24 protein-coding genes are annotated in these 25,038 nt (G+C 44.5%); 13 read left to right on the top strand and 11 right to left on the bottom strand.

The features are described from left to right. Positions 1–96 precede the first annotated feature (96 nt). Positions 97–630: an ATP:cob(I)alamin adenosyltransferase gene (locus tag OCU46_RS06645; RefSeq protein WP_141270279.1), complete on the top strand. Its 534-nt coding sequence runs from the start codon at positions 97–99 to the stop codon at positions 628–630. Positions 631–639: 9 nt separating this feature from the next. On the opposite strand, the gene OCU46_RS06640 is transcribed toward OCU46_RS06645, so the two are convergent. Beyond that, entirely contained in the window at positions 640–1,269 is a 630-nt protein-coding gene (locus OCU46_RS06640; protein ID WP_141270277.1) for a LysE family translocator, read from the bottom strand. Positions 1,270–1,347: 78 nt separating this feature from the next. On the opposite strand from OCU46_RS06640, the gene OCU46_RS06635 reads away from it, so the two are divergent. Then, the gene (locus OCU46_RS06635) at positions 1,348–2,829 is read left to right on the top strand and encodes a carboxypeptidase M32 (RefSeq protein WP_141270275.1); all 1,482 of its coding nucleotides are present in this window, start codon (positions 1,348–1,350) and stop codon (positions 2,827–2,829) included. 167 nt (positions 2,830–2,996) lie between these two features. On the opposite strand, the gene OCU46_RS06630 is transcribed toward OCU46_RS06635, so the two are convergent. Then, a complete protein-coding gene (locus OCU46_RS06630) occupies positions 2,997–3,845 on the bottom strand; it encodes a GGDEF domain-containing protein (protein WP_141270273.1) in 849 nt (282 codons plus the stop codon). A gap of 314 nt (positions 3,846–4,159) precedes the next feature. On the opposite strand from OCU46_RS06630, the gene OCU46_RS06625 reads away from it, so the two are divergent. Then, a complete protein-coding gene (locus OCU46_RS06625; RefSeq protein WP_244311357.1) occupies positions 4,160–4,732 on the top strand; it encodes a hypothetical protein in 573 nt (190 codons plus the stop codon). Between the two features lie 122 nt (positions 4,733–4,854). On the opposite strand, the gene OCU46_RS06620 is transcribed toward OCU46_RS06625, so the two are convergent. Beyond that, positions 4,855–5,322 carry a MarR family transcriptional regulator gene (locus OCU46_RS06620; protein WP_141270271.1) on the bottom strand — a complete coding sequence of 156 codons (468 nt, stop codon included), beginning with the start codon at positions 5,320–5,322 and terminating at the stop codon, positions 4,855–4,857. A 286-nt stretch (positions 5,323–5,608) separates the two neighbouring features. Between OCU46_RS06620 and OCU46_RS06615 the strand changes: the two genes are divergently transcribed. From OCU46_RS06615 to OCU46_RS06600, 4 genes are all read left to right on the top strand, one after another. Beyond that, entirely contained in the window at positions 5,609–6,694 is a 1,086-nt protein-coding gene (locus OCU46_RS06615; RefSeq protein WP_141270269.1) for a DUF3179 domain-containing (seleno)protein, read from the top strand. A gap of 298 nt (positions 6,695–6,992) precedes the next feature. Next, positions 6,993–7,571: a hypothetical protein gene (locus OCU46_RS06610; RefSeq protein ID WP_244311356.1), complete on the top strand. Its 579-nt coding sequence runs from the start codon at positions 6,993–6,995 to the stop codon at positions 7,569–7,571. Between the two features lie 145 nt (positions 7,572–7,716). Next, positions 7,717–8,328, top strand: a complete 612-nt coding sequence (locus OCU46_RS06605; RefSeq protein ID WP_141270267.1) for a DUF3157 family protein — start codon at positions 7,717–7,719, stop codon at positions 8,326–8,328. 107 nt (positions 8,329–8,435) lie between these two features. Beyond that, on the top strand, positions 8,436–8,786 hold the full coding sequence (locus tag OCU46_RS06600; RefSeq protein WP_141270265.1) for an EF-hand domain-containing protein: 351 nt from the start codon (positions 8,436–8,438) through the stop codon (positions 8,784–8,786). 82 nt (positions 8,787–8,868) lie between these two features. Here OCU46_RS06600 and OCU46_RS06595 read toward each other — a convergent pair whose 3' ends face one another. Genes OCU46_RS06595 through OCU46_RS06585 form a run of 3 tightly spaced genes read right to left on the bottom strand, consistent with a single transcriptional unit; the run spans position 8,869 to position 12,792 of the window. Beyond that, positions 8,869–9,714 carry a dimethyl sulfoxide reductase anchor subunit family protein gene (locus OCU46_RS06595; protein ID WP_141270263.1) on the bottom strand — a complete coding sequence of 282 codons (846 nt, stop codon included), beginning with the start codon at positions 9,712–9,714 and terminating at the stop codon, positions 8,869–8,871. Position 9,715: 1 nt separating this feature from the next. Continuing rightward, positions 9,716–10,336 carry a DMSO/selenate family reductase complex B subunit gene (locus tag OCU46_RS06590; protein ID WP_141270261.1) on the bottom strand — a complete coding sequence of 207 codons (621 nt, stop codon included), beginning with the start codon at positions 10,334–10,336 and terminating at the stop codon, positions 9,716–9,718. 11 nt (positions 10,337–10,347) lie between these two features. Further along, the gene (locus tag OCU46_RS06585) at positions 10,348–12,792 is read right to left on the bottom strand and encodes a DmsA/YnfE/YnfF family dimethyl sulfoxide reductase (RefSeq protein ID WP_141270259.1); all 2,445 of its coding nucleotides are present in this window, start codon (positions 12,790–12,792) and stop codon (positions 10,348–10,350) included. A 199-nt stretch (positions 12,793–12,991) separates the two neighbouring features. Between OCU46_RS06585 and OCU46_RS06580 the strand changes: the two genes are divergently transcribed. Together OCU46_RS06580 and napF are read left to right on the top strand one after the other, a co-directional pair. Next, the gene (locus OCU46_RS06580; RefSeq protein WP_141270257.1) at positions 12,992–13,558 is read left to right on the top strand and encodes a molecular chaperone TorD family protein; all 567 of its coding nucleotides are present in this window, start codon (positions 12,992–12,994) and stop codon (positions 13,556–13,558) included. Between the two features lie 2 nt (positions 13,559–13,560). Beyond that, positions 13,561–14,070, top strand: coding sequence for a ferredoxin-type protein NapF (gene napF / locus OCU46_RS06575; protein WP_141270255.1), 510 nt, complete (start codon positions 13,561–13,563; stop codon positions 14,068–14,070). Between the two features lie 58 nt (positions 14,071–14,128). Here the strand turns inward: napF and OCU46_RS06570 are convergent, their stop codons facing one another. Continuing rightward, complete coding sequence (locus OCU46_RS06570) at positions 14,129–14,620, bottom strand: outer membrane beta-barrel protein (RefSeq protein ID WP_141270253.1); 492 nt, start codon at positions 14,618–14,620, stop codon at positions 14,129–14,131. A 74-nt stretch (positions 14,621–14,694) separates the two neighbouring features. Continuing rightward, positions 14,695–18,600, bottom strand: a complete 3,906-nt coding sequence (gene hrpA, locus OCU46_RS06565; protein WP_141270251.1) for an ATP-dependent RNA helicase HrpA — start codon at positions 18,598–18,600, stop codon at positions 14,695–14,697. 160 nt (positions 18,601–18,760) lie between these two features. Between hrpA and OCU46_RS06560 the strand changes: the two genes are divergently transcribed. After that, positions 18,761–19,012, top strand: coding sequence for a DUF6482 family protein (locus tag OCU46_RS06560; RefSeq protein ID WP_141270249.1), 252 nt, complete (start codon positions 18,761–18,763; stop codon positions 19,010–19,012). A 67-nt stretch (positions 19,013–19,079) separates the two neighbouring features. On the opposite strand, the gene OCU46_RS06555 is transcribed toward OCU46_RS06560, so the two are convergent. Beyond that, positions 19,080–20,450, bottom strand: coding sequence for a MipA/OmpV family protein (locus OCU46_RS06555; RefSeq protein WP_141270247.1), 1,371 nt, complete (start codon positions 20,448–20,450; stop codon positions 19,080–19,082). A 110-nt stretch (positions 20,451–20,560) separates the two neighbouring features. Next, positions 20,561–21,250: a sulfite exporter TauE/SafE family protein gene (locus OCU46_RS06550; protein ID WP_141270315.1), complete on the bottom strand. Its 690-nt coding sequence runs from the start codon at positions 21,248–21,250 to the stop codon at positions 20,561–20,563. A 140-nt stretch (positions 21,251–21,390) separates the two neighbouring features. On the opposite strand from OCU46_RS06550, the gene OCU46_RS06545 reads away from it, so the two are divergent. Next, positions 21,391–21,840: a tellurite resistance TerB family protein gene (locus OCU46_RS06545; protein WP_141270245.1), complete on the top strand. Its 450-nt coding sequence runs from the start codon at positions 21,391–21,393 to the stop codon at positions 21,838–21,840. Here OCU46_RS06545 and OCU46_RS06540 read toward each other — a convergent pair. Beyond that, complete coding sequence (locus OCU46_RS06540; RefSeq protein WP_141270243.1) at positions 21,837–22,367, bottom strand: 3'-5' exonuclease; 531 nt, start codon at positions 22,365–22,367, stop codon at positions 21,837–21,839. The genes OCU46_RS06545 and OCU46_RS06540 overlap by 4 nt on opposite strands. Before the next feature lie 151 nt (positions 22,368–22,518). Here OCU46_RS06540 and OCU46_RS06535 point away from each other — a divergent pair, with 151 nt between their 5' ends. Together OCU46_RS06535 and OCU46_RS06530 are read left to right on the top strand one after the other, a co-directional pair. Next, positions 22,519–23,151 (top strand): DUF2760 domain-containing protein, encoded by a 633-nt coding sequence (locus tag OCU46_RS06535; protein WP_141270241.1) that lies wholly within the window; start codon positions 22,519–22,521, stop codon positions 23,149–23,151. Continuing rightward, positions 23,151–24,995 (top strand): Hsp70 family protein, encoded by a 1,845-nt coding sequence (locus OCU46_RS06530; protein WP_141270239.1) that lies wholly within the window; start codon positions 23,151–23,153, stop codon positions 24,993–24,995. Before OCU46_RS06535 ends, OCU46_RS06530 begins: the two co-directional genes overlap by 1 nt. Positions 24,996–25,038 lie beyond the last annotated feature (43 nt).

The following is a 25,038-nucleotide window of genomic DNA, read 5'->3' as shown; positions in this document are numbered from 1 at the left end:
ACAGTGATTAGATATCAGATTGGGACATAGAGTAACAATGTTTCTCTACTAACGCATTGAAACATAGCCTAATTGTAAGCCGAAAAGGACGATTAAATGAAATTCAGTGGCAATATCGATGAATTAGCTTATCCATTCATCTTTGAAGAAAGCCCACTTTGTGATTTTGAAATTCTCACAGATGAACTTTGCACCGTAGTCGGATTAGCTCTAACCGCAATAGAAAACACTCAGATACGTCACTCTTTAGAAGAGCTGCAACCAAAGATATTTCATCTTAACGGGTCAATTCGTGGGAAAAACGGCATATTTGAGAGTGATATAGAGCAGCTCACTAACGAGTACCACACCTTTAGAAATAGCGTAGCTGATGACCAAAAGCGTTTCGTTTTACCTAGAGGCACAGGTCCAGTCGTACAACTGCATTACTGTCGCAGTCTCTCTAAAAAGGTCGTAAGGCAATTGGTTTTGGTAGAAAAATCCGGTAAGAATGTGCCTGAGACTTTACCTCGGTTTGCTAACCTTCTAGTCAATTACTTTTTTGCCTTAACTCGTGTGCTAAACCAAGAGATGGGAATTGATGAGCCTGAATATATCAGTATCAATTACCCTGCGAAGCCTCAGGCTTAAGTAGTTCGACTATAAACTGCTGATCATGAGTTGTGCGCCTAACGCAACCAGCACCACACTAGTACACATCTGCAGACGGTAATTGGTTTTACCGTTTGCCAACAACGCTTTGGCCCTATCCAGCATGCTAGCAAGCCCACACTGCCAAATCATTGCTAATACAAAGTGTATTGAAGCAAGAAGCATAGATTGGAGCCACAAGTTTCCATTTTGGTCGATGAACTGTGGCAAAAACGCGAGATAAAACACCGCTGTTTTAGGGTTTAACACATTGGACAGGAACCCTTCTCTAAGAGAAATATAACGCGAAACGCCCTGTTGACTGCTATCGATATGCAACGCACCCACGCCGCGCCGTAGCGAGCGAACTCCTGACACGCCAAGATAGATTAAGTAAGCCGCACCAATAAGCTTAATACCATTAAACAAATCTGGGCTTTGGCTAATAATGGCGGCAACACCAATTGCAGACCAAGTCGCGTGAAGGTATAACCCTAGGCAAATCCCCAAACTGGTAGCGTAACCATCCCACTTCCCGCCTCGACTGGTGTTTCTTATCACCAAGACAGTGTCTAGCCCCGGTGTAATAGTCAACAAGGTCATTGCGGCGATAAAAGTGTATAAGTCGTTAATCTGCATTGGATTTTCTATTGCTGACTAGGTTAGAAGCAGGAAGTTTGCTAGTCTAAACCAATTCATCACCCTTAAGGAAGAGATATGTCTGCATTTCAATCACTCAAAGACCATTTCCAGAAGATTGATAACTTTAACCACCTATCGGCAATCTGCGGATGGGATGCAGCGGCTATGATGCCAAGTGGAGGCAATGAAGCTCGTTCTCGCGCTATGGCTGAGCTATCTGTTCATGTACACAGCTTAAAAACCGAGCCTCAACTCGAGGAGTGGTTTGGGAAAGCCTCTGAGCAATCTTTATCAACGCAAGACACCGCAGTACTGCGAGAGATGAAGCGAAGTTGGCTTATGTCCAACGTACTACCAGCCAAACTAGTAGAAGCTAAGTCGTTGGCAGGATCCAAGTGTGAGCATGCGTGGCGTACACAACGTGGTAATGATGATTGGCAGGGGTTTTCGAAGAACTGGCAGCCTGTGGTTGAATTATCTCAGGAAGAAGCACAAATACGCGCAGAAGCAACTGGATTAAACCCTTACGATGCAATGCTCGATATCTTTGAGCCAGGTACGAACAGCGAGTCCCTTACCCAGATCTTTGATGACGTAAAATCTTGGCTTCCAAGCTTGATAGACACGGTTATTACCAAGCAAAGTGCTGAATCCCTGATTGAGTCGACAGGCACCTTCGACACCTCAAAGCAGAAAGCACTAGGCCTTGAGGTAATGAAACTACTTCAGTTTGATTTTAAGCATGGTCGCCTTGATGAAAGCGTCCATCCTTTCTGTGGGGGCGTGCCAGAGGATGTAAGGATAACCACACGCTACGATGAGAAAGAGTTTATGCAGTCCCTGATGGGTATTGTGCATGAAACAGGTCATGCTCGCTATGAGCAGGGTTTACCTGCAACTCTTTCCGGCAATCCTAGTAGCGAAGCGCGTTCAATGGGGATTCATGAATCGCAGTCGCTGTTCTTTGAGATGCAGTTAGGACGTAGCGCGCCTTTTATTGGTCATCTAAGCCAAATGGCGACTAAGCAATTCACCTCTCACGATCCCGCGTTATTTGAGCCTAGCAATCTAAACAAGCTTTACACTCGAGTTAAGAAGGACTTTATCCGCGTTGATGCTGACGAACTGACCTACCCTGCCCATGTTATTCTTCGCTTTGAGATTGAGCGTGACCTAATTAATGGCAAGATCAGTTACAAAGATGTGCCAGAGTTATGGGATGCGAAGATGCAGTCTTATCTTGGTCTGTCTACTGCTGGAAACTACAAAAATGGTTGTATGCAGGACATTCACTGGACCGATGGTGCCTTTGGATACTTCCCAAGTTACACGCTTGGCGCAATGTACGCAGCTCAGTTTATGGCTGCTATGAAGCAGTCTGTTGATGTCGACAGAGCACTTAATGCCGGTGATCTCACTCCTATTTTTACTTGGCTATCAGATAACATTTGGAGTAAAGGAAGTTTGCTAACGACGGATGAGTTGGTTAAGCAAGCTACAGGAGAGATATTAAATCCAAGTCACTTCAAGCGTCATTTAGAAACTCGTTATTTGTAACACCAATCGAGCACCTTTTAGGTGCTCGAATTTTATAACGACACATAACTCTCCGTTACCGCTCATTGCTGACAACTCAGTACCTGCTTAATGTTTGAAATTATCGATTTGAACAGAGGATAAGGTTTATAGAGAAATAACCAATCGGAAGGTAGTTTAGGAGAGACCTAGAGATCGTAAGAAAGATCATGAAAGTGGCATCGATTATTGCGGCCATTATTCTTCACCTTGTATAACGCTTTATCCGCTTGGAAGAATAATCTCTCAAACTGATTTTCTGCCATAGGGAGGACTGTGGTACCACCAATGCTTAGGGTGACATCAAAATGTGCATCTTGAATAGGCAATGGTAGTGACTTTTGTAGCCTTGTCATTACTTCCTCAACTTCTGATTGTGAAGTACTTGGACATAGAATAATAAACTCATCACCTCCCCAGCGCGCTAATAAATCATAGCCACGAATCTGCTTGCGTAAATGCTCAGCGACAATCACTAGGACTCTATCACCAACCTGATGCCCATAGACATCATTGACTTGTTTGAAGTGATCGATATCCACTAAGATCATTGAGGTTTCAGTCATGTATCGTAATGAACGCTCTAGCTCTTTTTTGGACAGCTGCTCTATCGCTCTCTTATTAAAGGTATTAGTCAAAGGTTCTATTTCAGCCATTCTCCTTTGCCTGCGGAACATGTTATGAATGCCATAGGCAATCAGAGCTAAGCCAAGCAAAGCTAGTACATCACCGACAAATATATCGACTAACGCATTAGAGTTTATGAACGATTGAAATTGATAAACCTCTTCTAGAAACTCATAAGATTCGCATATCATTAGTGACAGTAAACCCAACTTTACGGTGTATTCAAGGGTGGTTCTGCCAAACAAATAGATCGTAGTCAGTAAAATGAAAGAAGCTGACTCTAAAAGAAAGTCCGTTTTATCAAGAATTTGAAAACTGAAGAATAAATAGGCAGGAAATAAAGCACTAATGGCAATCCATAGATAATTCATATCAAGATCACCCTGCCAATACAACATGGATGTACAGGCTTATTTAAGCTTATTCTAAAGAAAAGGAGAATACTTAATTCGGTCATATTTAAACACTATGGTCTCGACTGGCTAAGAAAGCCAAGCTTAATACCTTGTTACAAATACCGCAAATCGACCTTCACACTTCTAATGAAAATTAATTTCCTTAGGTTGAGTATTTTGATTTATACAACTTTGCTAGTAGATATCCCAGTATCTATTTCTTGGTTGTTCTACTTAAATAGACGTTGAAACTAGGCAGAATGCCGAGCAGTCACTCTTTAGGAGAGCACATGAAAAATCGTCATATCATTACAATAATTGCGTTAACCGTGAGTCTAATAGCCGGTTGTAGTTCAGCCCCTAAACCTGGCGATACAGTAATAGAGCAACAAGTGATTGAATCGAATACGGTCACTACAACAGCAGTTATTGTTGGTATAGATAAAGAGAGTCGAGCCGTTACTATTGAGCATTCACACCGCCTAACAACAATATATGTCTCTCCACTGGTAACGCACTTTTCAGAGCTTGAAGTCGGCGACATCGTAAAAACTGAATATACTGAATCTGTAGCTTTACATGTACAAGCTCATGACGGTTCAGCTCGTCTTCAAAGCTCAGGAGATCTCGACACCTCGACTAAGGGTGGTGGTATTTCAGCCTCAGAGAAAACAGAAATCATTGCTGATATTTTGGCGATTGATAATGAAAACAACACTGTAACAGTGAAAGGCCCTCAGGGCAGTGAAATGATACTGCCTGTTGAACAGCACCCTGAATATTTGGACAAGATCTCCGTTGCCGATCAAGTAGTCGTGACGTATACAAAAGCGGTAGCCATCTCCATCGAGGAGCAAAAGTGATCACCCTAATCCATAAAGGCTAGACCTCAGCCCATACGACTTTCATAACCACCCTCTCAATGACGGCCCATTGAGAGGGCTCACTTTGTCTTTAACTTAAAATCCCGCATCTACACTTGGTTTCATTTATGATGCGCAAGCAAAGCTTTAGTACATAAACGAGTCAGCTCTTTATTCTCTTCTTCAGTCAGGCACTCCATAAACTCTGTACGAGTTTCGATAACGACTTCACTGCATACCTGCCTGATTTGCTCTCCACTTTCAGTAAGCGCGAGTAACTTATTCTTTAGATTATTGTCGTCTTTCATCGTTTTCACCCAACCACGCTTAACCATATTATCAACAGTGCGTTTTGCTGTGCTTCTATCGTACATTAGATAGTCAGCTACGCTTTGTTGCTTAATCGGTTGGTTCTCAAAAATAATGTACATTGCCAGTAGCATCTCAAGAGTAATGTCAGCATGGGCTCGTAACTTTCCATGAACTAGATTTCGATGAAGCCGGGTTAACACTGTCATCAGAAACAGTGGGCTGTTTTCTAGAACCGGCAGGCGGCGTAGTTCTTTCGCAAAAATAGTATCTGTGGACATAGTGAGTTCTCATTTTCAAAAACAGGTTATACATAGCTTATTTATGTTGCTTACGCAACAATAGCAAAAATATGACCAAATGTCTTGCTACCAACTCGGTAAACATAATTTCTTTTCATATCTATCTTTGTTTCAGTTGCCCATTACATAGTAACTCGACTTCTTCTTGATCGTAAATCGCACGATAATTGTTGCGTAAGCAACATAATGCGATTATAGTAAGCATATTGTTGAGGGTGCAACATAAAGTGCAGGACGCAAACACGATTAACTAAGAGAGACTTACATGAAAAAAGTAATCTTTAATGTATACGCTGCGGCACTGGCTTCTACTGCTATATTTTGTGCCATTTTAATGACAGAGCCTGGCCAATCATTGGCTGTGCCAAGAGACTGGGTGTTGGGTTACTACAACAACCTTTTCGTCTTTATCATCCTACAAACCTTCGCATTAGGTGGTCTATGGTATCTTCGCGAAAAATGGGGAATGTGGAATCGAAAATTAATGTCTCTCGCAACCATTGGTGTCTTCATCACTTTCTGGGCTGAATCACATGCGATGCCAACTGCATTCCCTACACAGCAGTTTAATGCAGCCTACTTCTCCATAGAGGAAGCCGATGAGAAAATTCCAGCGGAAGATCAACGCGTCTATGTAGTAGAGCAAGGTGACGAGGTTCGTATTTTCCCTCGCTACCATATTCAAGTACCTCATGTGGCTGGTTGGAAACATGAAGACACTGACTACGCAATCACTTATTGCGGTCTGTCTAACCTACCTATGGTTGTAGAGACTGACTACGGTTTAGGAGAAGCAGACTTACAAGTATTAGGTCAAACTCACAACAACTTAGTATTTAAAGATGTGAACAACGGCACCGCTATTCAGCAAGCGACCATGCAATCTGAGTTTACTGAACACAGCCCAACAGTTATTCCTAACACCATGATGGATTGGGAAGAAGCTAAGGCGCTATACCCTGATGCGAAGGTCTACCTATACGGTATGGATCGTATGATTGATGGTTTGCTACTAGAGCTGTTTGAGCAGCCCCTCATTGACCAACGTGATCTAGAAAATGAGAAGTTTATCTTCCCGACACTAGCACTGACAGATCAACGCATGAACCCTAAAACAGAGATCTTTGGCTACGATAACGGTCAAGGACAGCAAATTGCTATTCATCCTGATTTCGCTCGCAACAACGATGGTTATCAGTTCGCCTTAGGCACCGAAACTCTCAGAATTGAATCTGATGGCAATATCGTTCGCTTGTTGAATGCAGAGACAATGAAGCAAGTCCCAACACACAACGGTTTCCACTTTGGGATCTGGGCTGAGTACTTCCCTGAGTCTGAGGTTCTTCTGTAGGCAATAGCGATACTCATAACAGCCTATGTTCTTAATAGGCTGTTTTTATTAAAGCAAAAAACGCAACACCCTTTATAGAGGGTCTAATTAACTCTCTGATTGATAAAAGTACATGTAGCACTAACCCACTGCGAAAGGGCTTAATGTTCTGCAGTATTAATAGATGGATTTATTTCGAAGCGGCTTAAGTGCTCAATATGAGACAAGCTTTATTTTAAAGCTTTAACAACACCTATACATACCCAGACAAGATGATCTTGTTTGTGAGTATTATTAATAAAACGTTTCTGGAGAAACCATGATCAAACACTATTCCATCATCGCGATAGCTTTCTTATTATCGGCTTGTAGCACCACTCCACAAAAGGGTGACACCGTACTTGAAACTCGCGTTCTTGAGTCGAATACCATCACTACTTCAGCGGCCGTTATTGACATCGATTATGAAGATCGTTCTGTAACGATTGAAAATCAGAACCGCATTGTCGTGTTATATGTAACGCCTGAGGTAAAGCGCTTTGATGAAATAAAGGTTGGCGATTTTGTGACAACTGAATATACAGAATCTGTCGCCGTGCATGTGCAAACTCAAGATGGAGAAACCCGTATTCAAACCTCTGGAGATTTAGATCAGGCAAGAGAAAGTGTTGATGCAATGGAACAAATCCAAGTCGTATCAGACATCTTGGCCGTAGATACCACACTAGGTACCGTCACCTTGAAACAGCCGCACGGTGGTGAACTGACACTACCAGTAGAATACCCAGATAACCTAAATAATGTCTCTGTGGGCGATCAGGTAGTGATGACTTATACCAAAGCAGTTGTTATCTCAATCGATAAACAAAGTGATGAAATGCCTTTATCTAGAAAATAAAAGAGACTGAATCAGCGGTTATTATCTAAAGCCTAACTTAACCGTTAGGCTTTTTGCTTCCATCCGTCTTATTTGGCTAGCCATGTACTGCTAAAATGAAACAGCCGATATCAAGTTTTCAGTTCACACACCTCAGGATGTCTAAATGAAGTTATACCGATGGAGTTCTTTTCTCAGCCTAGTGCTTGTTAGTAATGTCTATGCTGGTCAACAGATCGTTCAGTTAGAGGACGGTCGCCAAGCTGTACTCAACGACGACTTTACTTGGCAATACCTAGATGCCTCTGCAAATGAAGAAGTAACAGATCCCGCCTCTGTAGTCTCGGCGCCGGAGAACAAAACCCCTACCACACCGTTAACCAGTGCTTCTATTGCCGCCTCTACTCCGATAATTACCGGCGCCAGCATAGTAATTGTTGGTAGTGAAAAGACCACTATCGAGGTAGAACATTCAGGCGTAGAGATAAACCTTGTGGAGCCCCAGTGGATTGACGGGCATTTAGTTGTTGAAAGTGAAATCACTAACAATGGTCTGCAACCCGTTATAAAAGCTGATCTCAAGATTGATGTTTATGATCTGCAAGGTAACTTACTTGCTAGTGAAGAACACGCTGCGTTTCGTTCTATAAAACGCATGGCAGACACCTATCTTCGACCACAACAAACGAAACAAGGTTCGACAATAAAGATTAAGGTACCAAAACAAGAACAATATCAAATTGTAACTGAAATCAGTGAGTTAGATCATCGAGGATAATCTAACTTACTGTTGAAACTGTGTCTTTGCATTACTTTACATTAGCTTACACTGATATTCATTCAGGGGCCTATGTTTAAGGTGTAAGAACAAACGAGGACACGATCATGAAAAGCAAATTAGCACTATCAGTCCTAGCGATTCTCGGCTTATCCATTGCACTTGGTGTTAATGCAGCAGGCCAAGGTCGCGGAGTACAAAGCGCCAGCCCAATGCCAAACTTTACTGCAATGGATACCAACAATGACGGTAAAGTAAGCGCCGATGAGTTCAACACCTTTAGAGCAGAGCGCATGGAGCAGCGTGCGAGCGAAGGGAGACAAATGAAAAACGTCTCAAAAGCGGCAACCTTTGATTCTCTAGATACAAATGGTGACGGTTATATCGACCAAACAGAGTGTCAAAATCAGCCTTGCGATGGAGGTCGTAAAAGAGGCGGCCGAGGACAAAACGCTTAAACATACGCTATAAAAAAGTGAGTGCCGAATAACTCGTGCACTCACTTTTTTTAGCCGATAGTTGTCAGTAATTCACTGCCCACTAAAGACCTGTGGTCATGTGCAAGCTGTAAAATAGACCACGGCCGATTAGCTCTGAGATCCAGATGAGTACCAGAGCAACGCCAAGGTTAATTGGGTTTACTGACGCTTTATTGATTAATGGCATAATCCAAATCAGCAAGCCAAACACTAATAGTGCAACCTGCAATATCAAGTAGAAGCCTAATCCGTCTACCAATTCTGAAGCCTTCACTACTGACGACTGAATATCACCAATTAGGGTCATCTTACCCACTGTTGCCAGCAAGCTAATACCAATGGCAATAACCGCAAGGATCGCAATGTTACGATCTACCGTGAACCGACTGTCATTAGCAAACACAATCACCCACTGTGAGAACAGCAGACCCGTGACAACCATAGTCATCACAAAGCTCATTGGCGTATAGATGTTGTTCCAAGTCGGTACCGTATCAATCATGTACACACTGATCATCGAATACATAAAGATAACACCCAACGCCATAGCAACTAGCATCAGCAGTTTCTGAACGCCAGCGCCTCCTTTTTTCAGAACAGAAAGTAGCCACTGTAGGCCACCCACCGCAAAGAACGCTGCGCCGAAAAAGACTTCATTCGATAGCCAAGCGGAACCAAGCATATTAAATGCATTAAATGCTCTTAGCGGAGAGCCAAGGTGAGTGGTAGAGAACAGAAAGCCAATACCCATGATCGCCCACAGAAAAAACATCGGCACTTTATAGCTATGTATCTGATCGATGTCATAACCTTTAGCTAGAGCGCGCGCACTAACTAACAGATATCCGCCCACAGCAGTTTGTGCAAAAACGGTAAAAAAGATCAAAGACCATTCGTGAAAAATCATCTTACACCTCCTTAGGGTTAGCTAGGAAACCGCTCGTATCACCGGTTGCTTTCGCATTCTTGTTAAGCTTGATAACGATGTTTGGTAGTGTTTGTGTCGACGATGGCAAAGGCGCCACATCAGCAGTCGCACCGTATTTCTCACGAAGAGTATTGATCTCACCAAACTCCAGTGCGCGAAGGGGACAAGACTCTACACACATAGGTTGTTTGCCTTGACCAACCCGCTCATAACAGCCATCGCACTTGGTCATGTGACCTTTCTTTGCATTGTACTGCGGCGCGCCATATGGACAGGCGTTGGCACAGTGTTGACAGCCTATGCAGACTTCTTCGTTCACCACCACTAAACCGTCTTCACCACGCTTGTGCATAGCACCTGATGGGCACACCTTCACACACGCTGGATTAGTACAATGGTTACAAGCGATAGAAAGATAATAAGAGAACACATCCTTCTGTACCCAGGTATCGCCATCTTGAACAAAACCACCACCTGCATATTCGTAAATACGACGATAGTTGGTCTTAACATCTAGGTCTCGATAATCTTTACAAGCAAGCTGGCAAGTCTTACAACCTGTGCATTTACTTGAGTCTATGTAAAAGCCGTATTGTTTCATTACTTCCTACCTTATGCTTTGCTCAATGCTTTGATTTGAACGAGATTCGTGTGTTGCGGGTTACCCTTCGCCAACGGACTTGGTCTTTGAGTGGTAAGCACGTTGATTGAACCCGCATGATCGATCTTCTGACCATCAGGGGCATACCAAGCGCCCTCGCCCAACGCTACAACACGAGGTAGGATTCGAGGCGTGACCTTAGCGGCTATATGCACTTCACCACGGTCATTAAAAATACTCACCATATCGCCATTCTTGATTCCCCGCTCTTCGGCATCGATTGGGTTAATCCAAACCTCTTGCGGAGCTGCTGCTTTAAGCAAAGCAACATTGCCATAGGTTGAGTGCGTTCTCGCCTTATAGTGAAAGCCCGTCAACTGTAGTGGATAGGACTCTATTTTCGGGTCATTGTGACCTTCAAACGAATCCGCATAGATAGGAAGCGGGTGAATCACATCCCCATCTTTTAGTTCCCAGGTGGCTGCTATTTCCGCCAGTGCTTCGGAGTAGATCTCAATTTTTCCACTTGGTGTATTCAGCGGATTTGCTTGTGGATCCTTACGGAAATCTTCATAAGCGATATAGTCACGATTATATTGACGCTTATAAATACCAAGCTCTTTCATCTCTTCAAAGGTCGGCAGCGTTGGGTCTTGTTTACGAGTTTCCGCATACAAGTGCTCTACCCACTGCTCTTGAGTTCGGCCTTCAGTAAACTCTTGCTCTACACCCATACGCTTAGCAATTTGCGAACACATTTCGTAGATACTTTTAGCTTCAAACTGTGGCTCAATCGCTTTTTGCGCGTAGATAAAGTACGGCGCATTCGCCGCTTTGCCGTCCATCGCCCAATCATCTTGCTCAGAGGTTGTTAGATCCGGAAGGATGATATCCGCATATTTTGCAGATGAAGTCATATGGTTATCAACAACCACAATCATTTCACATGCCTTATCATCTTGCAGGATCTCGTGTGTGCGGTTGATATCCGAGTGCTGATTGATCAAGCAGTTACCCGCATAGTTCCAGATCATCTTGATTGGATTTTGCAGTCGCTCAACACCACGGACACCATCAGTCTTATCTGTCATTTCGTCATGACGGTAAATAGCGTCCGTCCACAAGAACATGGAAATAGACGCTTTAACCGGGTTTGGCACAGTAGGGAAACGTACAAACGGAATGTTAATATCACTCTCACGAGCACCAGTTGAACCGCCTGCAACACCGACCGAACCTGTAAGCAAAGAAAGCATCGCAATGGCGCGGCAAGCTAGCTCACCATTTGCTGTGCGCTGCAGTCCCCAACCTTGGTGAATAGCACATGGTTTATTGGTGCCTATTTCACGAGCCAGTTTAACTATGGTGTCGACAGGGATGCCGGTGATCTTAGATGCCCACTCAGGAGTTTTCTCTATACCGTCTTTGTCTTTACCTAGGATGTAAGACTTGTAGTCGCTGTTCTTAGGCGCTGACGCTGGCAATGTCTTCTCATCAAAGCCCACACAGTATTTATCCAAGAACGCTTGGTCGACTAGGTCTTCAGTGATCATCACATAAGCCACACCCGCTACCAATGCGGCATCAGTAGATGGACGAATCGGAATCCATTGGTCTTCACGGCCACCCGCAGTGTCTGTGTACCTTGGATCAATGATGATGGTTTTCGCGTTAGATTTATTCTTGCTCTCAACGTAGTGATGGATCAAGCCCCCACCAGACATACGCGTTTCTGCCGGGTTGTTACCAAACTGAACATTCAGTTTAGTGTTCGCCAAATCAGAGAAAGAGTTATTGTTTGCCCAGCCGCCGTAGGTGTAGCTAAGACCCTTGGCAATCTGCGCAGTAGAATAGTCGCCGTAGTGGTTAAGATAACCACCGGAAAGGTTCATCAAGCGAGCAATAAGCGTTTGGGCTGGCGGCCATGACTTAGTCACTGTTCCACCTAAGGTACCAGTGCCATAGTTTAGGTAGATTGAGTCATTACCGTAATCCTTAATAAGACGCTGCATTGTGCCAGCGACTTCATCGTAAGCTTCTTCCCATGTGATACGCTTAAACTTACCTTCACCACGCTTGCCCACACGTTTCATTGGGTATTTCAAACGATCAGGATTATATACACGGCGGCGCATTGAACGGCCACGCAAACAAGCACGTACCTGCGTACTCTCACCGTAGACATCGCTGCCAGTGTTGTCCGTTTCAACGTATTTGATTTCACCATCTTGCACGTGCATACGCAGTGGGCAGCGTGAGCCACAGTTTACTGTACATGCACTCCATACCACTTTTTCATCAGAACTTTGTTTGACGGCTGCTGATACTGGGCTGGATTTAAATGGAAGGCTGATACCACTGGCCAGCGCTGCAACACCCCCTACTGCTGAAGACGCTTTTATGAAGCCTCTTCGAGTAAGGTTCATTACGCCTGACTCATGATTATTTTTTGTCATTATAAGGTGCCTTTGTTCTAGTAATTACTACTACTTTATAGTTAGCCGGATAAATGACATCTATAGAAAAACGCTTGATTGATTGATATCAAGAACGGCTCAAAAATAGTTTTAACGTGCTAGAACTTAGAGGCTATTCATAGACAGTAATAAGGATTTGAATATACTTAGCCATCATCACCTATGCGGAATTTTACGAATGATTCTCAATACAGCTAAGCTCGTCGGTTCACTCTTCTACGAACGTTGGAAAAAACAAGAGCTGACACAAGTGTTAGTCGCTTTGGCTGAAGAAAATATCGTTTCTCAACAATGCCTTGATGCCCTTGAGGTACAATCAGAAGAAGGGTTAGAGCACAGTTTCTCTCATCTTTTTGAAGGACTAGGAGAAATGCCCGCGCCTCCATGGGGTTCAGTGTATCTTGATAAAGACCGGGTAGTGTTTGGCGAATCGACCGTTGAATATCGTGCATTTCTTGCAAGCCATGGAATCTCTCTTGATACCGGTTTAAGAGAGCCAGAAGACCAATTTGGTTTAACCTTGTATGCCTTTTCTCAGCTGCTTGCTGAAGAAAAAGAGCACGCCTCCCAACACCTACTGGAGTACCATCTACTACCTTGGGCATTTCCCTACTTAGATCTACTTAATGAAAAAGCAGGTAATCCTTTCTACAGTGTGCTGGCGGTTGATATTAAGGCTTGGCTGATGCGAGTTTCAGATGAATTGCAATTAAACATCGTAAATAGAAAACTGTACCTAGATTAACTATGTCCGACGCTATTGATTCAAATCGCAGAGGCTTCTTAACTCGATTATCTAAACCGGTTAGGGCGTTAAGTGCCGAAGCAGAGCCTACTCCAAGAGCGGCTCCCCGTCCGCCTCAAGCCGTTGATGAAGCACTGTTTGAACGCCTATGTGACGGGTGCGGAAAGTGCGCAGAGGCTTGCCCAAACAGCATAGTGCACATACGTGAGAGCCTAGCGCGTATCGATATGGACTATAACGAGTGTACTCTTTGCCAAGAATGCAGCAAAGTTTGTCCGACCGGAGCGCTGAATCTGAGCGTCAAAGCTCAAATAGACTTAGTTCCGAGTTTTTCACAAGGGTGTGATAACTATCTTCAGCTGACTTGTCATCTTTGCCAGTCCAGTTGCAAGCTAGCCGCCATTCACATAGAAGAAGATGAACTTCCAAGGCTGGAAACCGAGCTATGCAACGGCTGCGGTCAATGCCAATCTTCCTGTTATGTCAACGCGATCAGTATGGTGGCAAGCTAAGTCTAGAAACAAAAAAAATGCTCCTAAACAGGAGCATTTTTTCATTCTAAATTGGGTATTACAAAAAGTGGAATGTTGCGTTTAGCGTGAACGAATCAATATTGCCGGCATCACCAACTTCAAAGTTTTGGTAACCCGCACCCACTGAAATCATATCAATGACGAAATACTCAACACCTACGCCGTACATCACATCATAGCCATCATCACTAAGTGCGCTAGTTTGGCCACTCACATCATAACGGTTTGCACCAAGGCGACCGTAAATATGTACAGGACCCAAGTCCACACTCGGTTTAATGCCCACATAGAAAGAGTCAGCATCGTACTCTTGTCCACTGAACTTAAACTTACCATGATTCCAGTAACCCGCTTCAATACCGATGATCGGCAAGATGCCCGTACCGACATGCAAACCAAATGTAGTATTGTCATCGCTGCCAAAAGAAGACTGACCTACTGCACCACCAGCGTATAACCATGAATCTGCAGCTACCATAGACGAAACACTCATCAGACCAATGGCAAGAGCATGTTTAACGTACTTCATTCTAACTTCCTGTTTTAGTTGTGGTTTTACTTTGTCACATTATGAACCATAAATGACAAAATCACAGCATTGATTTACGCATTATCAATTGCATTTCGAATACGTTTATCCGAAATCGGATACGGTGTGCCCAATTGTTGAGCAAAATAACTCACGCGTAGTTCCTGCAGCATCCAGTGGATCTCTTTTACTGACTCTGGAACTACAGCGCCCTTAGGTATCTTGTTCTTTAACTCTTGGTACTCTTTTGCTACTGCCTCAATCTTAAGAAGCTGTAAACGGTCACGATTTGGATCGATTGGTAGTTTCTCCATGCGCCTTTCAATAGCACGCATATAACGCAAGATATCTGGCAATTTCTTCCAGCCACAATCGGTCGCAAAACCTTTATAAATCAGGCCTTCAACTTGCGCCTTTATGTCCGACAAAGCGAAGGCCATACTAAGATCAACACGCCCTTTAAGCTTTTTGTTAATATTGAATGCCGTGGTTAAGATCGCCTCTACCTGTTTTGCAATATCCACCACAGTATCACCAAGCTCTGCGCGCACATGCTCTTTGAGAGCTTCAAACTTATCAGACTCCCACACAAGGCCGCCCTGACCTTCAATCAGCTTATCGACACCGCAAGCAATGCAATCATCGATTAGGTCAAGCACCTTACCAAACGGATTGAAATACAGGCCTAGTTTCGACTTGTTCGGAAGATTCTGATGCAAGTACTTAATTGGCGAAGGAACATTAAGCAGAACTAAACGGCGTTGACCCGCTTGCATTGCTTGCTGCTGCTCATACTCAGTCTCAAACAGCTTGATCTCAACGCTTTGCTTAGCATCAACAATCGCTGGGTAGGCCTTAACTTGGTATCCGCCACGCTTTTGCTCATATACACGAGGGATCTCACCAAAGCTCCAGGTGTGCAGATCTTTTTGTTCAATATCATCATCAGCTACCTTGGAGAGAGTCTGTTGTACCTTCTCTTTTAGGCTGTCTTTAAGCTCATACAGATCCCCGTGCTCTTTCAATTTGCGATTACGATGGTCTACCGCTCGGAAAGTGACCTTAAGGTGATCTGGGATCTGCTCTAGCTTCCAGTCTTCTCTTAAGACTTCTACTCCCGTCATGCGACGTAGCTCTTTCTCTAAGCTATCAAGCAATGGCGCTTCCATTGGCGTGACTCGAGACAGGAAAGCATCCGCATAATTTGGTGCTGGAACAAAGTTACGACGCAGTGTTTTAGGCAGAGCCTTGATTAAGCTCACGACTAACTCATGGCGTAGACCTGGGATTTGCCAATCGAAACCTTCTGGCTGAACTTGGTTTAATACCGGGAGCGGAATATGTACCGTGACACCGTCACTATTATCACCCGGCTCAAACTGATAGCTTAGCTTGAGCTTAAGACCATTCTGATGCCAAAAGTTTGGATAATCTAATTCAGTGACATGCGAGGCATCGCCACGGAATAACATCTCTTTTTCAAAGTTGAGTAGCTCTGGATTAGCTTTACGCTCTGTATTCCACCAGCTGTCAAAATGACGACCCGAAATGGCATCCGTTGAAACACGCTGATCGTAAAAATCGAACAACTCATCATCATCCACCAAGATATCGCGACGACGTGATTTATGCTCCAGTTCTTCGACTTCTTTTAATAGCTTACGGTTTTGCTTAAAGAAGTGATGCTTGGTTTCCCAATCTCCCTCCACCATAGCAGCACGGATGAACAATTCTCGACATAGCGTCGGATCAACCGGCCCGTAGTTCACGGTGCGTTTAGGAACAATTGGAATACCGTAAAGCGTCACCTTTTCGTGAGCCTGGACTGCGGCTTGTTTCTTCGACCAGTGCGGTTCGCTGTAACTACGCTTAATTAGATGCTTAGCCAGAGGTTCAATCCACTCAGGCTGTATCTTGGCCACAATGCGGCCCCATAGACGCGAGGTCTCTACCAACTCTGCTGTCATCACCCATTTAGGTTGCTTTTTAAACAAGCCCGATGCCGGGAAGATATGGAATCTTGCGTTACGCGCACCTTGGTATTCATTCTTTTCTTGGTCTTTCATGCCCACATGAGACAGCATGCCACTGAGCAACGCGCAGTGTACAGACTGGTAATCTGCAGGTTCATCGTTAACCTTAATCTCCAATTCACGCAAAGATTGACTGAGTTGGAAGTACAAATCTTGCCACTCGCGAACACGCAAGTAGTTGAGATAGTCTTGCTTACACTGGCGACGGAACTGATTACCCGATAACGCCTTTTGTTGGGTTTTAATGTATTCCCAAAGGTTCACAAAACTTAAGAAGTCCGAGTCTTTATCAAAGAATCGTCGATGCTTATCATCCGAAGATTGCTGCTTATCACTTGGACGCTCTCTTGGGTCTTGAATAGATAGCGCTGAGGCAATGATCATCACCTCTTTAGCACACCCAAGACGAGGCGATTCAATCACCATACGTCCAAGACGAGGATCGATGGGTAGTCTGGCTAATTTTCGGCCAATACCGGTTAGACGCTTGCGCGGGTCCTTAGCGGTTGGGTTAATAGCCCCCAACTCTTCAAGCAGTCGCACGCCGTCTTGAATATTGCGGCGATCGGGCTTTTCTACAAACGGGAAGGCTTCAATATCTCCCAATCCCAACGCCGTCATCTGCAAGATAACGGACGCAAGGTTAGTTCTCAGGATTTCTGGATCGGTGAATTCAGGGCGAGACAAAAAGTCTTCTTCTGAATATAGCCTGATACAAATACCCTCAGCAACACGGCCACAACGACCTTTACGCTGATTGGCACTTGCCTGTGAGACCGCTTCAATCGGCAGTCTCTGTACCTTAGTACGATACGAGTAACGACTAATACGCGCTGTACCTGGATCAATCACGTAGCGAATGCCCGGTACCGTCAACGAAGTTTCTGCCACGTTGGTTGCCAGAACAATTCGACGTCCGCTGTGCGATTGGAAAATACGATTTTGCTCAGAAGACGATAGCCTAGCGTAAAGAGGGACTATTTCAGTATCTCTTAGGTTACGTTTACTCAGAGCATCTGCGGTATCGCGTATCTCACGCTCACCGTTCATGAAGATAAGGATATCCCCTAGCCCTTCATCGCACAGTTCATCAACTGCTTCAAAGATACCCTCGAGTTGATCCCTATCGACATCATCTTCACCAGACAAAGGACGATAGCGAGTATCAACGGGATAGGTACGTCCTGAAACCTCGATAATAGGCGCATCGTTAAAGTGCTTAGAGAAGCGCTCAGGGTCGATGGTTGCAGAGGTGATAATGATTTTAAGATCAGGGCGCTTGGGTAATATATTTCTTAGATATCCCAGAATGAAGTCGATGTTGAGGCTTCGTTCGTGAGCTTCATCGATAATAATGGTGTCGTATTGATTAAGGTAGCGATCATGCTGAATCTCTGCCAGCAAGATACCGTCGGTCATCAGCTTAATTTGCGTATTTTCACTGATCTTGTCGTTAAAACGCACTTTATAGCCGACAAATTCACCGAGCTGAGTTTCCATCTCTTCAGCAATACGACTCGCTACTGAACGCGCAGCAAGACGCCTTGGTTGAGTATGACCTATTAAACCCGTTTTACCTCTTCCGAGTTCTGCACAAATCTTAGGAAGCTGAGTCGTCTTACCCGAGCCTGTTTCACCCGCAACGATCACTACCTGATTATCGGCAATAGCCTTAGCGATATCATCTCGCTTCTGGCTTACCGGTAAGATTTCAGGGTAATCAATGGTAGGCATGTTTGATTGGCGTGCTTGCACCGTCATCATGGACTTTGCAATATCTAATGCGATTTCATCAAACACGGCATTTTTGGCACTCTCATTCTTGATTCGACTCGCGCCTTGAATGCGTTTAGATAGGCGAAAGCGATCCTTTATCATGCACTCTTTAAGAGCGGCTTTAAGAGAGGTAGCGGTATTTGTCTGTTTTTGAGGCTGAGATTGGGTCAAAACGATTCCGAAACGATAACTATGAAAGGTATAACTCGCTAAATTGTATCACAATAGGCATAAAAAACGTCTAATTGGTTCATCGATAATTGTCTTTCAATGATCGATTTAGCCTCGGTTTCGTAAGTGTTTTCACTCTTCTTTAGTCATCGAGGAACCCATGGAACTGCTAATCGAATCACTAGAAGGCGATATTTATTTAGCCTACGAAATTGAAGGTAAACACAAATCACCGCTGTTAGACCATCACAGCACGCCAAAAACCTTTAGAAGCCTGGAGCAAGTCCGAGAGTACTGCTCTGGTGATAGGTACCAATCTGCTTCGCTACTGCAGGCAACCGCGTACGACGAAATGTGTGGTTTTAATGATTCAGAGCGAAATTCGACAGTAATGAACCTAAATTGGTTTTAACGTCACCCTTCAGGTAAAAAAGAGGCCCTCATGTGAGCCTCTTTCTAACGTGTGTCACGTATTTAACCTAGAAATCAAACTGCAAGTAGACACTGTTGTAGTTACTGCCACCCTTGATACGCCCATATTGTGACGATTTTTCAAAGATTGCCGAGCGGTGATGGATTGAGTAACCCAACCAAACGCCGTCCATTGGTCGATAGTTGAACATGGAGCCAAGGTTTACATCCACAGAGAAATCCAAATAGTTCAAGAAGTTGTTAGGCTCATAGCCTTTCTCGTCAAACTCGTTTTGCTCCAGCGAGTTGATCTTTGAGGTATAGGACATACCTTCTGCAACACCAAGACGCCAATCAAATGGCCAAGGTACGGTGTAGTACGCCTTGATAGCCAAAATGTATTCTTGGCTAGACGCCTGATCTTCATGACTCCAGTGCCAACCAAAGCCTGGTGTTAAGTAAATATCTAACGGCAAACCAAATAAGCTATCAGTCAAAGGATGCCCGTAGAATATGGTCGTGATTTGGCTATTGTATGGGTCATCTTCGATATCACCGCCTAGAATATCACCTAAGTTAGATGGTGTTCCCCAACCGTGTGCGATACGTACATAAGGTTTGTTGGATAGATGGGGTTTACGTGGTTTATCCGGATCGTTAAAGAACCCAATACCCAGATAGTATTCGGTTTGCACTTGGTCATCGATAACCACTGCATCTTTGGCACTACCATCAAGTATTTGTACGCTCGCCGCACCCAATAAATAGAAGTTTGATATAACGTGATAATTAGCGCGAACACCTACAAAAGTATCGACACCTGCATCAAGATCCTCACCAAGGCCATAATAGTAAGAGTTAAAATCACTGCTCTTTAAGCGCAACGTACCATAAGGCTGCAAAGTCAAAGAACCGAATTGATACTCACCTTCAGTTCCTATGGTTCCGTACCAATTACCATCGGTATCTGTCATCAATTCTGAGTAGGCGAACCACTCATCGGTGTATTGATACTCCCCTCGTATACCCAGATCGAGGGCATCCGCTCCATATTCGTTCTGGATGTCCGCTGGAATATCAATGAAGCGAAGTCGTCCTAAGGCTGAAACGTTCCAATCACTGTCTTTAGGGTTGTAAAGGTAACCCCCTAGAGTTAAGCCTTTGACGTAAACGTAATCGTTTTCGAAATACAGCATGGGTATAAAGGTACTAACACGCTCGGCGTCATCAAGATCCAGCCCGTTCACATAGGGCACAGACGCACTTCTCACCACCCCTGCTAAGCCCCAAGTCTGCTCTGGGTTTTTGGAGGTATTTTCGCGAGGTTCTGTTTCTTCTGATTTGGCAGGTTCGGTGACCGCTCTTTCTTCCGCTATTGCAGCGGAAGATAGGCAGATAGCAATCGATGCAGCCAGCATCGTTGGTTGAGATTTGTTCATAGAGTCCTTTCAAAGCTAAAAACTAGAGACAAGGCTAAAAGTCACTAATAATTATAGGCTTACAATTCTAAGAAAGGTAAATATAGTTTTCGTATAGCGTCATTTAAAGGTTAAGAAAGACCGTGCCAGATGGCAGTTGAGCCACTTACTAAACAAAGTACTAATGAGATACGCCTCATCCACTCTTTTGAAAGGTAGTCTACCGAGCGCATTGCAGCCCAATAGCCCAGCATAGATGCAGGTATGAGCGGTACGGTTAACCAGAAGTGCTTCATTGTAAATAACCCCATGGCCATCAGCACAATTAGAGATAAAATCGAGCTAAACACAAAAAACGCGGATAAATTGCCACGCAGATTGTTGGCATCTTGATGCTGAAGTAACAGTGCCATTGGCGGTCCGCCAATACTCGAACTGGTTCCCATAAAGCCAGACATGAACCCGGCAACAAACATGCGCTTAGGCGTTGGTTCAAGTCGGAATGGCAATGCGCTCACCAGTACGGCTAACAATACAAATAGCCCAAGTCCAAGTGACAGCATGCTAGCGGACACATAAAGCAGTATCCCGCCTCCCACTAGAGAGCCTGGTATTCGACCATACAAAGCGAGTTTCAGGCCACCAATGCTGATATTAGAACGGTATTTAAAGGCATTAATCAGTGACACCACCAGTGCCACTAGGCAAATAGGCGCCGGTACATAATCAATTGAAATTTGGAACAACAAAGGGGCTGCAACAATCGCTAAACCAAAGCCGATCGCAGTCTGAACAAAGGCTCCCACAAAGATCAATAGCATGGCGATAAGGGATGAGGTTTCAAATATACCTAGCTCAGGCATTACAACTCCAAAGTAGTTTTTCAAAATTCACTATTGACTTCATTACCTGTCGTCCTGCATATAATGAATAAACGATAAAGAATCATGAGGCTGATCACATGTTCAATAAAATTCATTCTTTGTTTAAAGAGCTATTAGATGGCAACGATCTTGCCACTCACACACAAAAGCAACCAAAGCTGGCTATTGCCGCTTTGTTATGTGAAGTGACGGCAGCTGACCATGAGCAAACGCCTCAAGAGTTAGCTGCAGAGCAGCAAATGCTACAAAAACTGTTAGACGTGACACCTGAAGACGCGTCAGCGTTGCTAGAAAACGCACGCGAGCAAGCTAACCAATCAGTCTCTTTGTACGACTTCACTTCTCAATTGAGAGATTTACCTAGACCTGAACGGAACAATCTCATTAAAGCCATGTGGACAGTCGCTTATGCTGATGGAGAGCTTGACCCTATCGAGGAATCCGTCATTCGCAAAGCCGCTGAGCTCATCTATGTCGATCACAGTGACTTTGTAAAAACAAAACTAGAAGTACAAGGCAGTAATTAGAGCATGACTAGCGCAAGCTTTGCTAGATTATAAGCATCGGTATAACCAGAATGCTGTCTGCCTTCCCACTCTATGTTTAAGGCTTCTTGCGCCGCCCTGTGACCAATGCGCTTCTCTCTGAGGCGATGTTGCATGCGGTACAAGGTAGCGAGATTTACAAACTCAACAAAGGGAAAATCAATCCCTTTCTCTTTGCATTCATTGCGAAAGATAATGTCGTCTCGACCCCAGCTTGCATAAATTTTGTTCGCGCCGCCGAAATTTTTGATCATCGACTTCATCACGTCCTGAAGCGGCCTACCCTGTTTTTCAATCTTACGCGGGGTGATGCCCGTTAATTGAGTACAAAATAAAGAAACTTCATCTTGTTCAGGCTTCACATAATATTGCGCGCGCTTAACGATTTCTTGCTTAGCTAGATCAATCTCCGCTAAACCAATTTCTATGATTTCACCTGTGATGCCCTTGCCGTTTTCATTCCAGCAACACATTTCTAAATCAAAGCAAACAACTCGGTTATAGTTCATTAAATCTTGTTCATGAGCGATATTAATTGTCGTTAAGTTTACCCTAATTTGACATACTCAAACACTAACTAAATGTATTTAAGTACTTGAATTTCTATTCAAGCGCCCGCACATTTAGAGCAATTACATTATACCTAATGAGACTCTAATCATGATTATCGACCTATCCGTGTTACCCAACACGTTTGATATGCTTCATGCAGGTTTAGCTGCATCAAGTGTCGTCCTTCTGGCTGTTGCTATCGCGCGTAAGCCAAAAACCATTGAAAAGATCGTCGAAAAGCCCGTTGAAAAACGTGTTGAGGTTGAAAAGCCTGTAGAAAAAATCGTTGAAGTCGAGAAAATCGTCGAAGTTGAAAAAGTAGTAGAGAAAGTTGTGGAAGTTGAATCAAAACTAAAAACAGCCTCTACGGATTCTGCACTGCAACTGCTCTCACTTCTGCAACAAGAAGCTCGCTTAGTCGACTTCCTAAAAGAAGATATTTCATCTTTTGCTGACGAAGAGGTGGGCGCAGCCGCTCGCGTTATTCACAGTGGCGGACAAAAAGTGCTAAAAGACTACGTTACGCTAACGCCAGTTCGCACTGAAATGGAAGAAACACAAATTCAAGTGGCTGAAGGATTTGACGCTCAAGAAATTCGCCTTGTAGGAAATGTTACTGGCAACGCTCCCTTCACTGGTACGCTTGTTCACAAAGGTTGGAAAGCTGACCAAATTGAACTTCCAAAGCTTGCTGAGAACTACAACGCTAACATCATCGCCCCTGCGGAGGTTGAGCTGTAATGAGTGAATCTGCGAAGTACATTGTTGGTATCGATTTAGGTACCACCCACAGCGTTTTATCCTTTGTTGATAAGCACCAAGAAGAAGCCAAGGTTGAGGTAATGCCGATTCCTCAGCTCAGTGCGCCGGGTCAGGTAGAGAGCCTCAATCAATTAGGGTCTTTTATCTATCAGCCTAGCGAACATGAAATGGGCGCTGGCTCAAGAACCCTGCCTTGGACAGAGTCTCCAGAAGCACTTGTTGGCTCTGTTGCAAGAAAACTAGGTAGCAAGACTCCAATTCGTTTAGTCGCAAGTGCTAAGTCTTGGCTGGGTCATGCGGCAGTCAATCGCCGTGAAGCCTTCTTACCCGCAGGTAGCCCAGAAGAAATCAGCAAGGTTTCTCCTTTGCGCGCAACTGAGCTTTACCTAGAGCACTTAATGCGGGCTTGGAATCATGCAAATCCTGAGCATAAGCTTCATGAGCAAGATGTCACAATAACGGTTCCAGCCTCCTTTGATCCAGCGGCCCGCGACCTCACAGCAGAAGCGGCTCGTAACCTTGGCCTGCACCACCTAACGCTATTGGAAGAACCGCAAGCGGCTTTATACAACTGGATTGAGAAAACCGGTGATGACTGGCGCAATCAATTAACAGTCGGTGATGTCGTGTTGGTTGTCGATGTTGGTGGTGGTACTACCGACTTATCTCTAGTTGCAGTAACCGAAGATGAAGGGAATCTTACCCTAGAGCGTGTTGCAGTCGGCGAGCACATACTGCTTGGCGGTGACAACATGGATCTTGCCCTAGCCTATCGCATCAAAATGAAGATGGCTCAAGACGGTAAAGACCTGCAACCTTGGCAAATCCAAGCCATCGTACACGCGTGTCGTGATGCAAAAGAAGCACTACTCAACGATAAAGAACTGCAATCTGTACCGATTGTTATTCCAAGTCGCGGCTCTAAGCTGATGGGTAGCACACTGAAAACTGAGCTGACTTCAGAAGAAGTTCAACAAACCCTAGTGGATGGTTTCTTCCCTGTCGTAGATATCGACGAGCATCCAAAACAAGCCAGACGTGGTGCATTAACTCAAATGGGTCTCCCATATGCACAAGATGCAGGCGTGACAAGACACATCGCCGCATTCCTTAGCAAGCAAGCAGAATCCACCTCTGATGTATTTGGTGGCATGTTTGGCTCTGATAAACCTGATTTTGTTAAGCCAACGGCTATTTTATTTAATGGTGGTGTACTCAAAGCAGAGATGCTTGCTGAACGCTTGTTCGAGGTCATTAACTTATGGCTAACGGGTGCTGATGCGCCTCAGGCGAAGCAGTTACTCGGTTCAGATCTAGATCTTGCGGTATCTTCAGGTGCCGCCTACTACGGTCAAGTTCGTCAGGGCAAAGGAGTACGCATCCGAGGCGGTATCGCTTCAAGCTACTATGTGGGTATCGAAAGCGCTATGCCTGCGATCCCTGGCATGGCACCACCAATGGAAGCGCTGTGTGTGGCACCTTTTGGCATGGAGGAAGGTTCTTCAGCGGATGTACCAAGCCAAGAGTTTGGTCTAGTGATCGGTGAACCTGTCCACTTCCAGTTCTACGGCTCTACCATTCGCCGAGACGACAGTGCAGGCACGCACCTAGACCATTGGCAAGACGGTGAGCTAGATGAGCTTCCTGAAATCCAGGTCACTCTAGACGCCAAAGAAGGCCGACAAGTAGGTGATGTGGTAGCGGTTAAGCTAGCGTCTCGAGTCACAGAGCTGGGTACTCTCTACCTAGAAGCCATTGCAGCTGACAACGGTCAAAAATGGCACGTTGAATTTGATGTACGAGAAGAAAACACCTCAAGCTAATCTATAATTCCATAGACCCTAAACAGCACTGATGCCTTCAGTG

It is taken from the genome of Vibrio comitans (assembly GCA_024346835.1).
Lineage (GTDB): Bacteria > Pseudomonadota > Gammaproteobacteria > Enterobacterales > Vibrionaceae > Vibrio > Vibrio comitans.
This window is presented reverse-complemented; position numbering and strand designations above follow the sequence as displayed.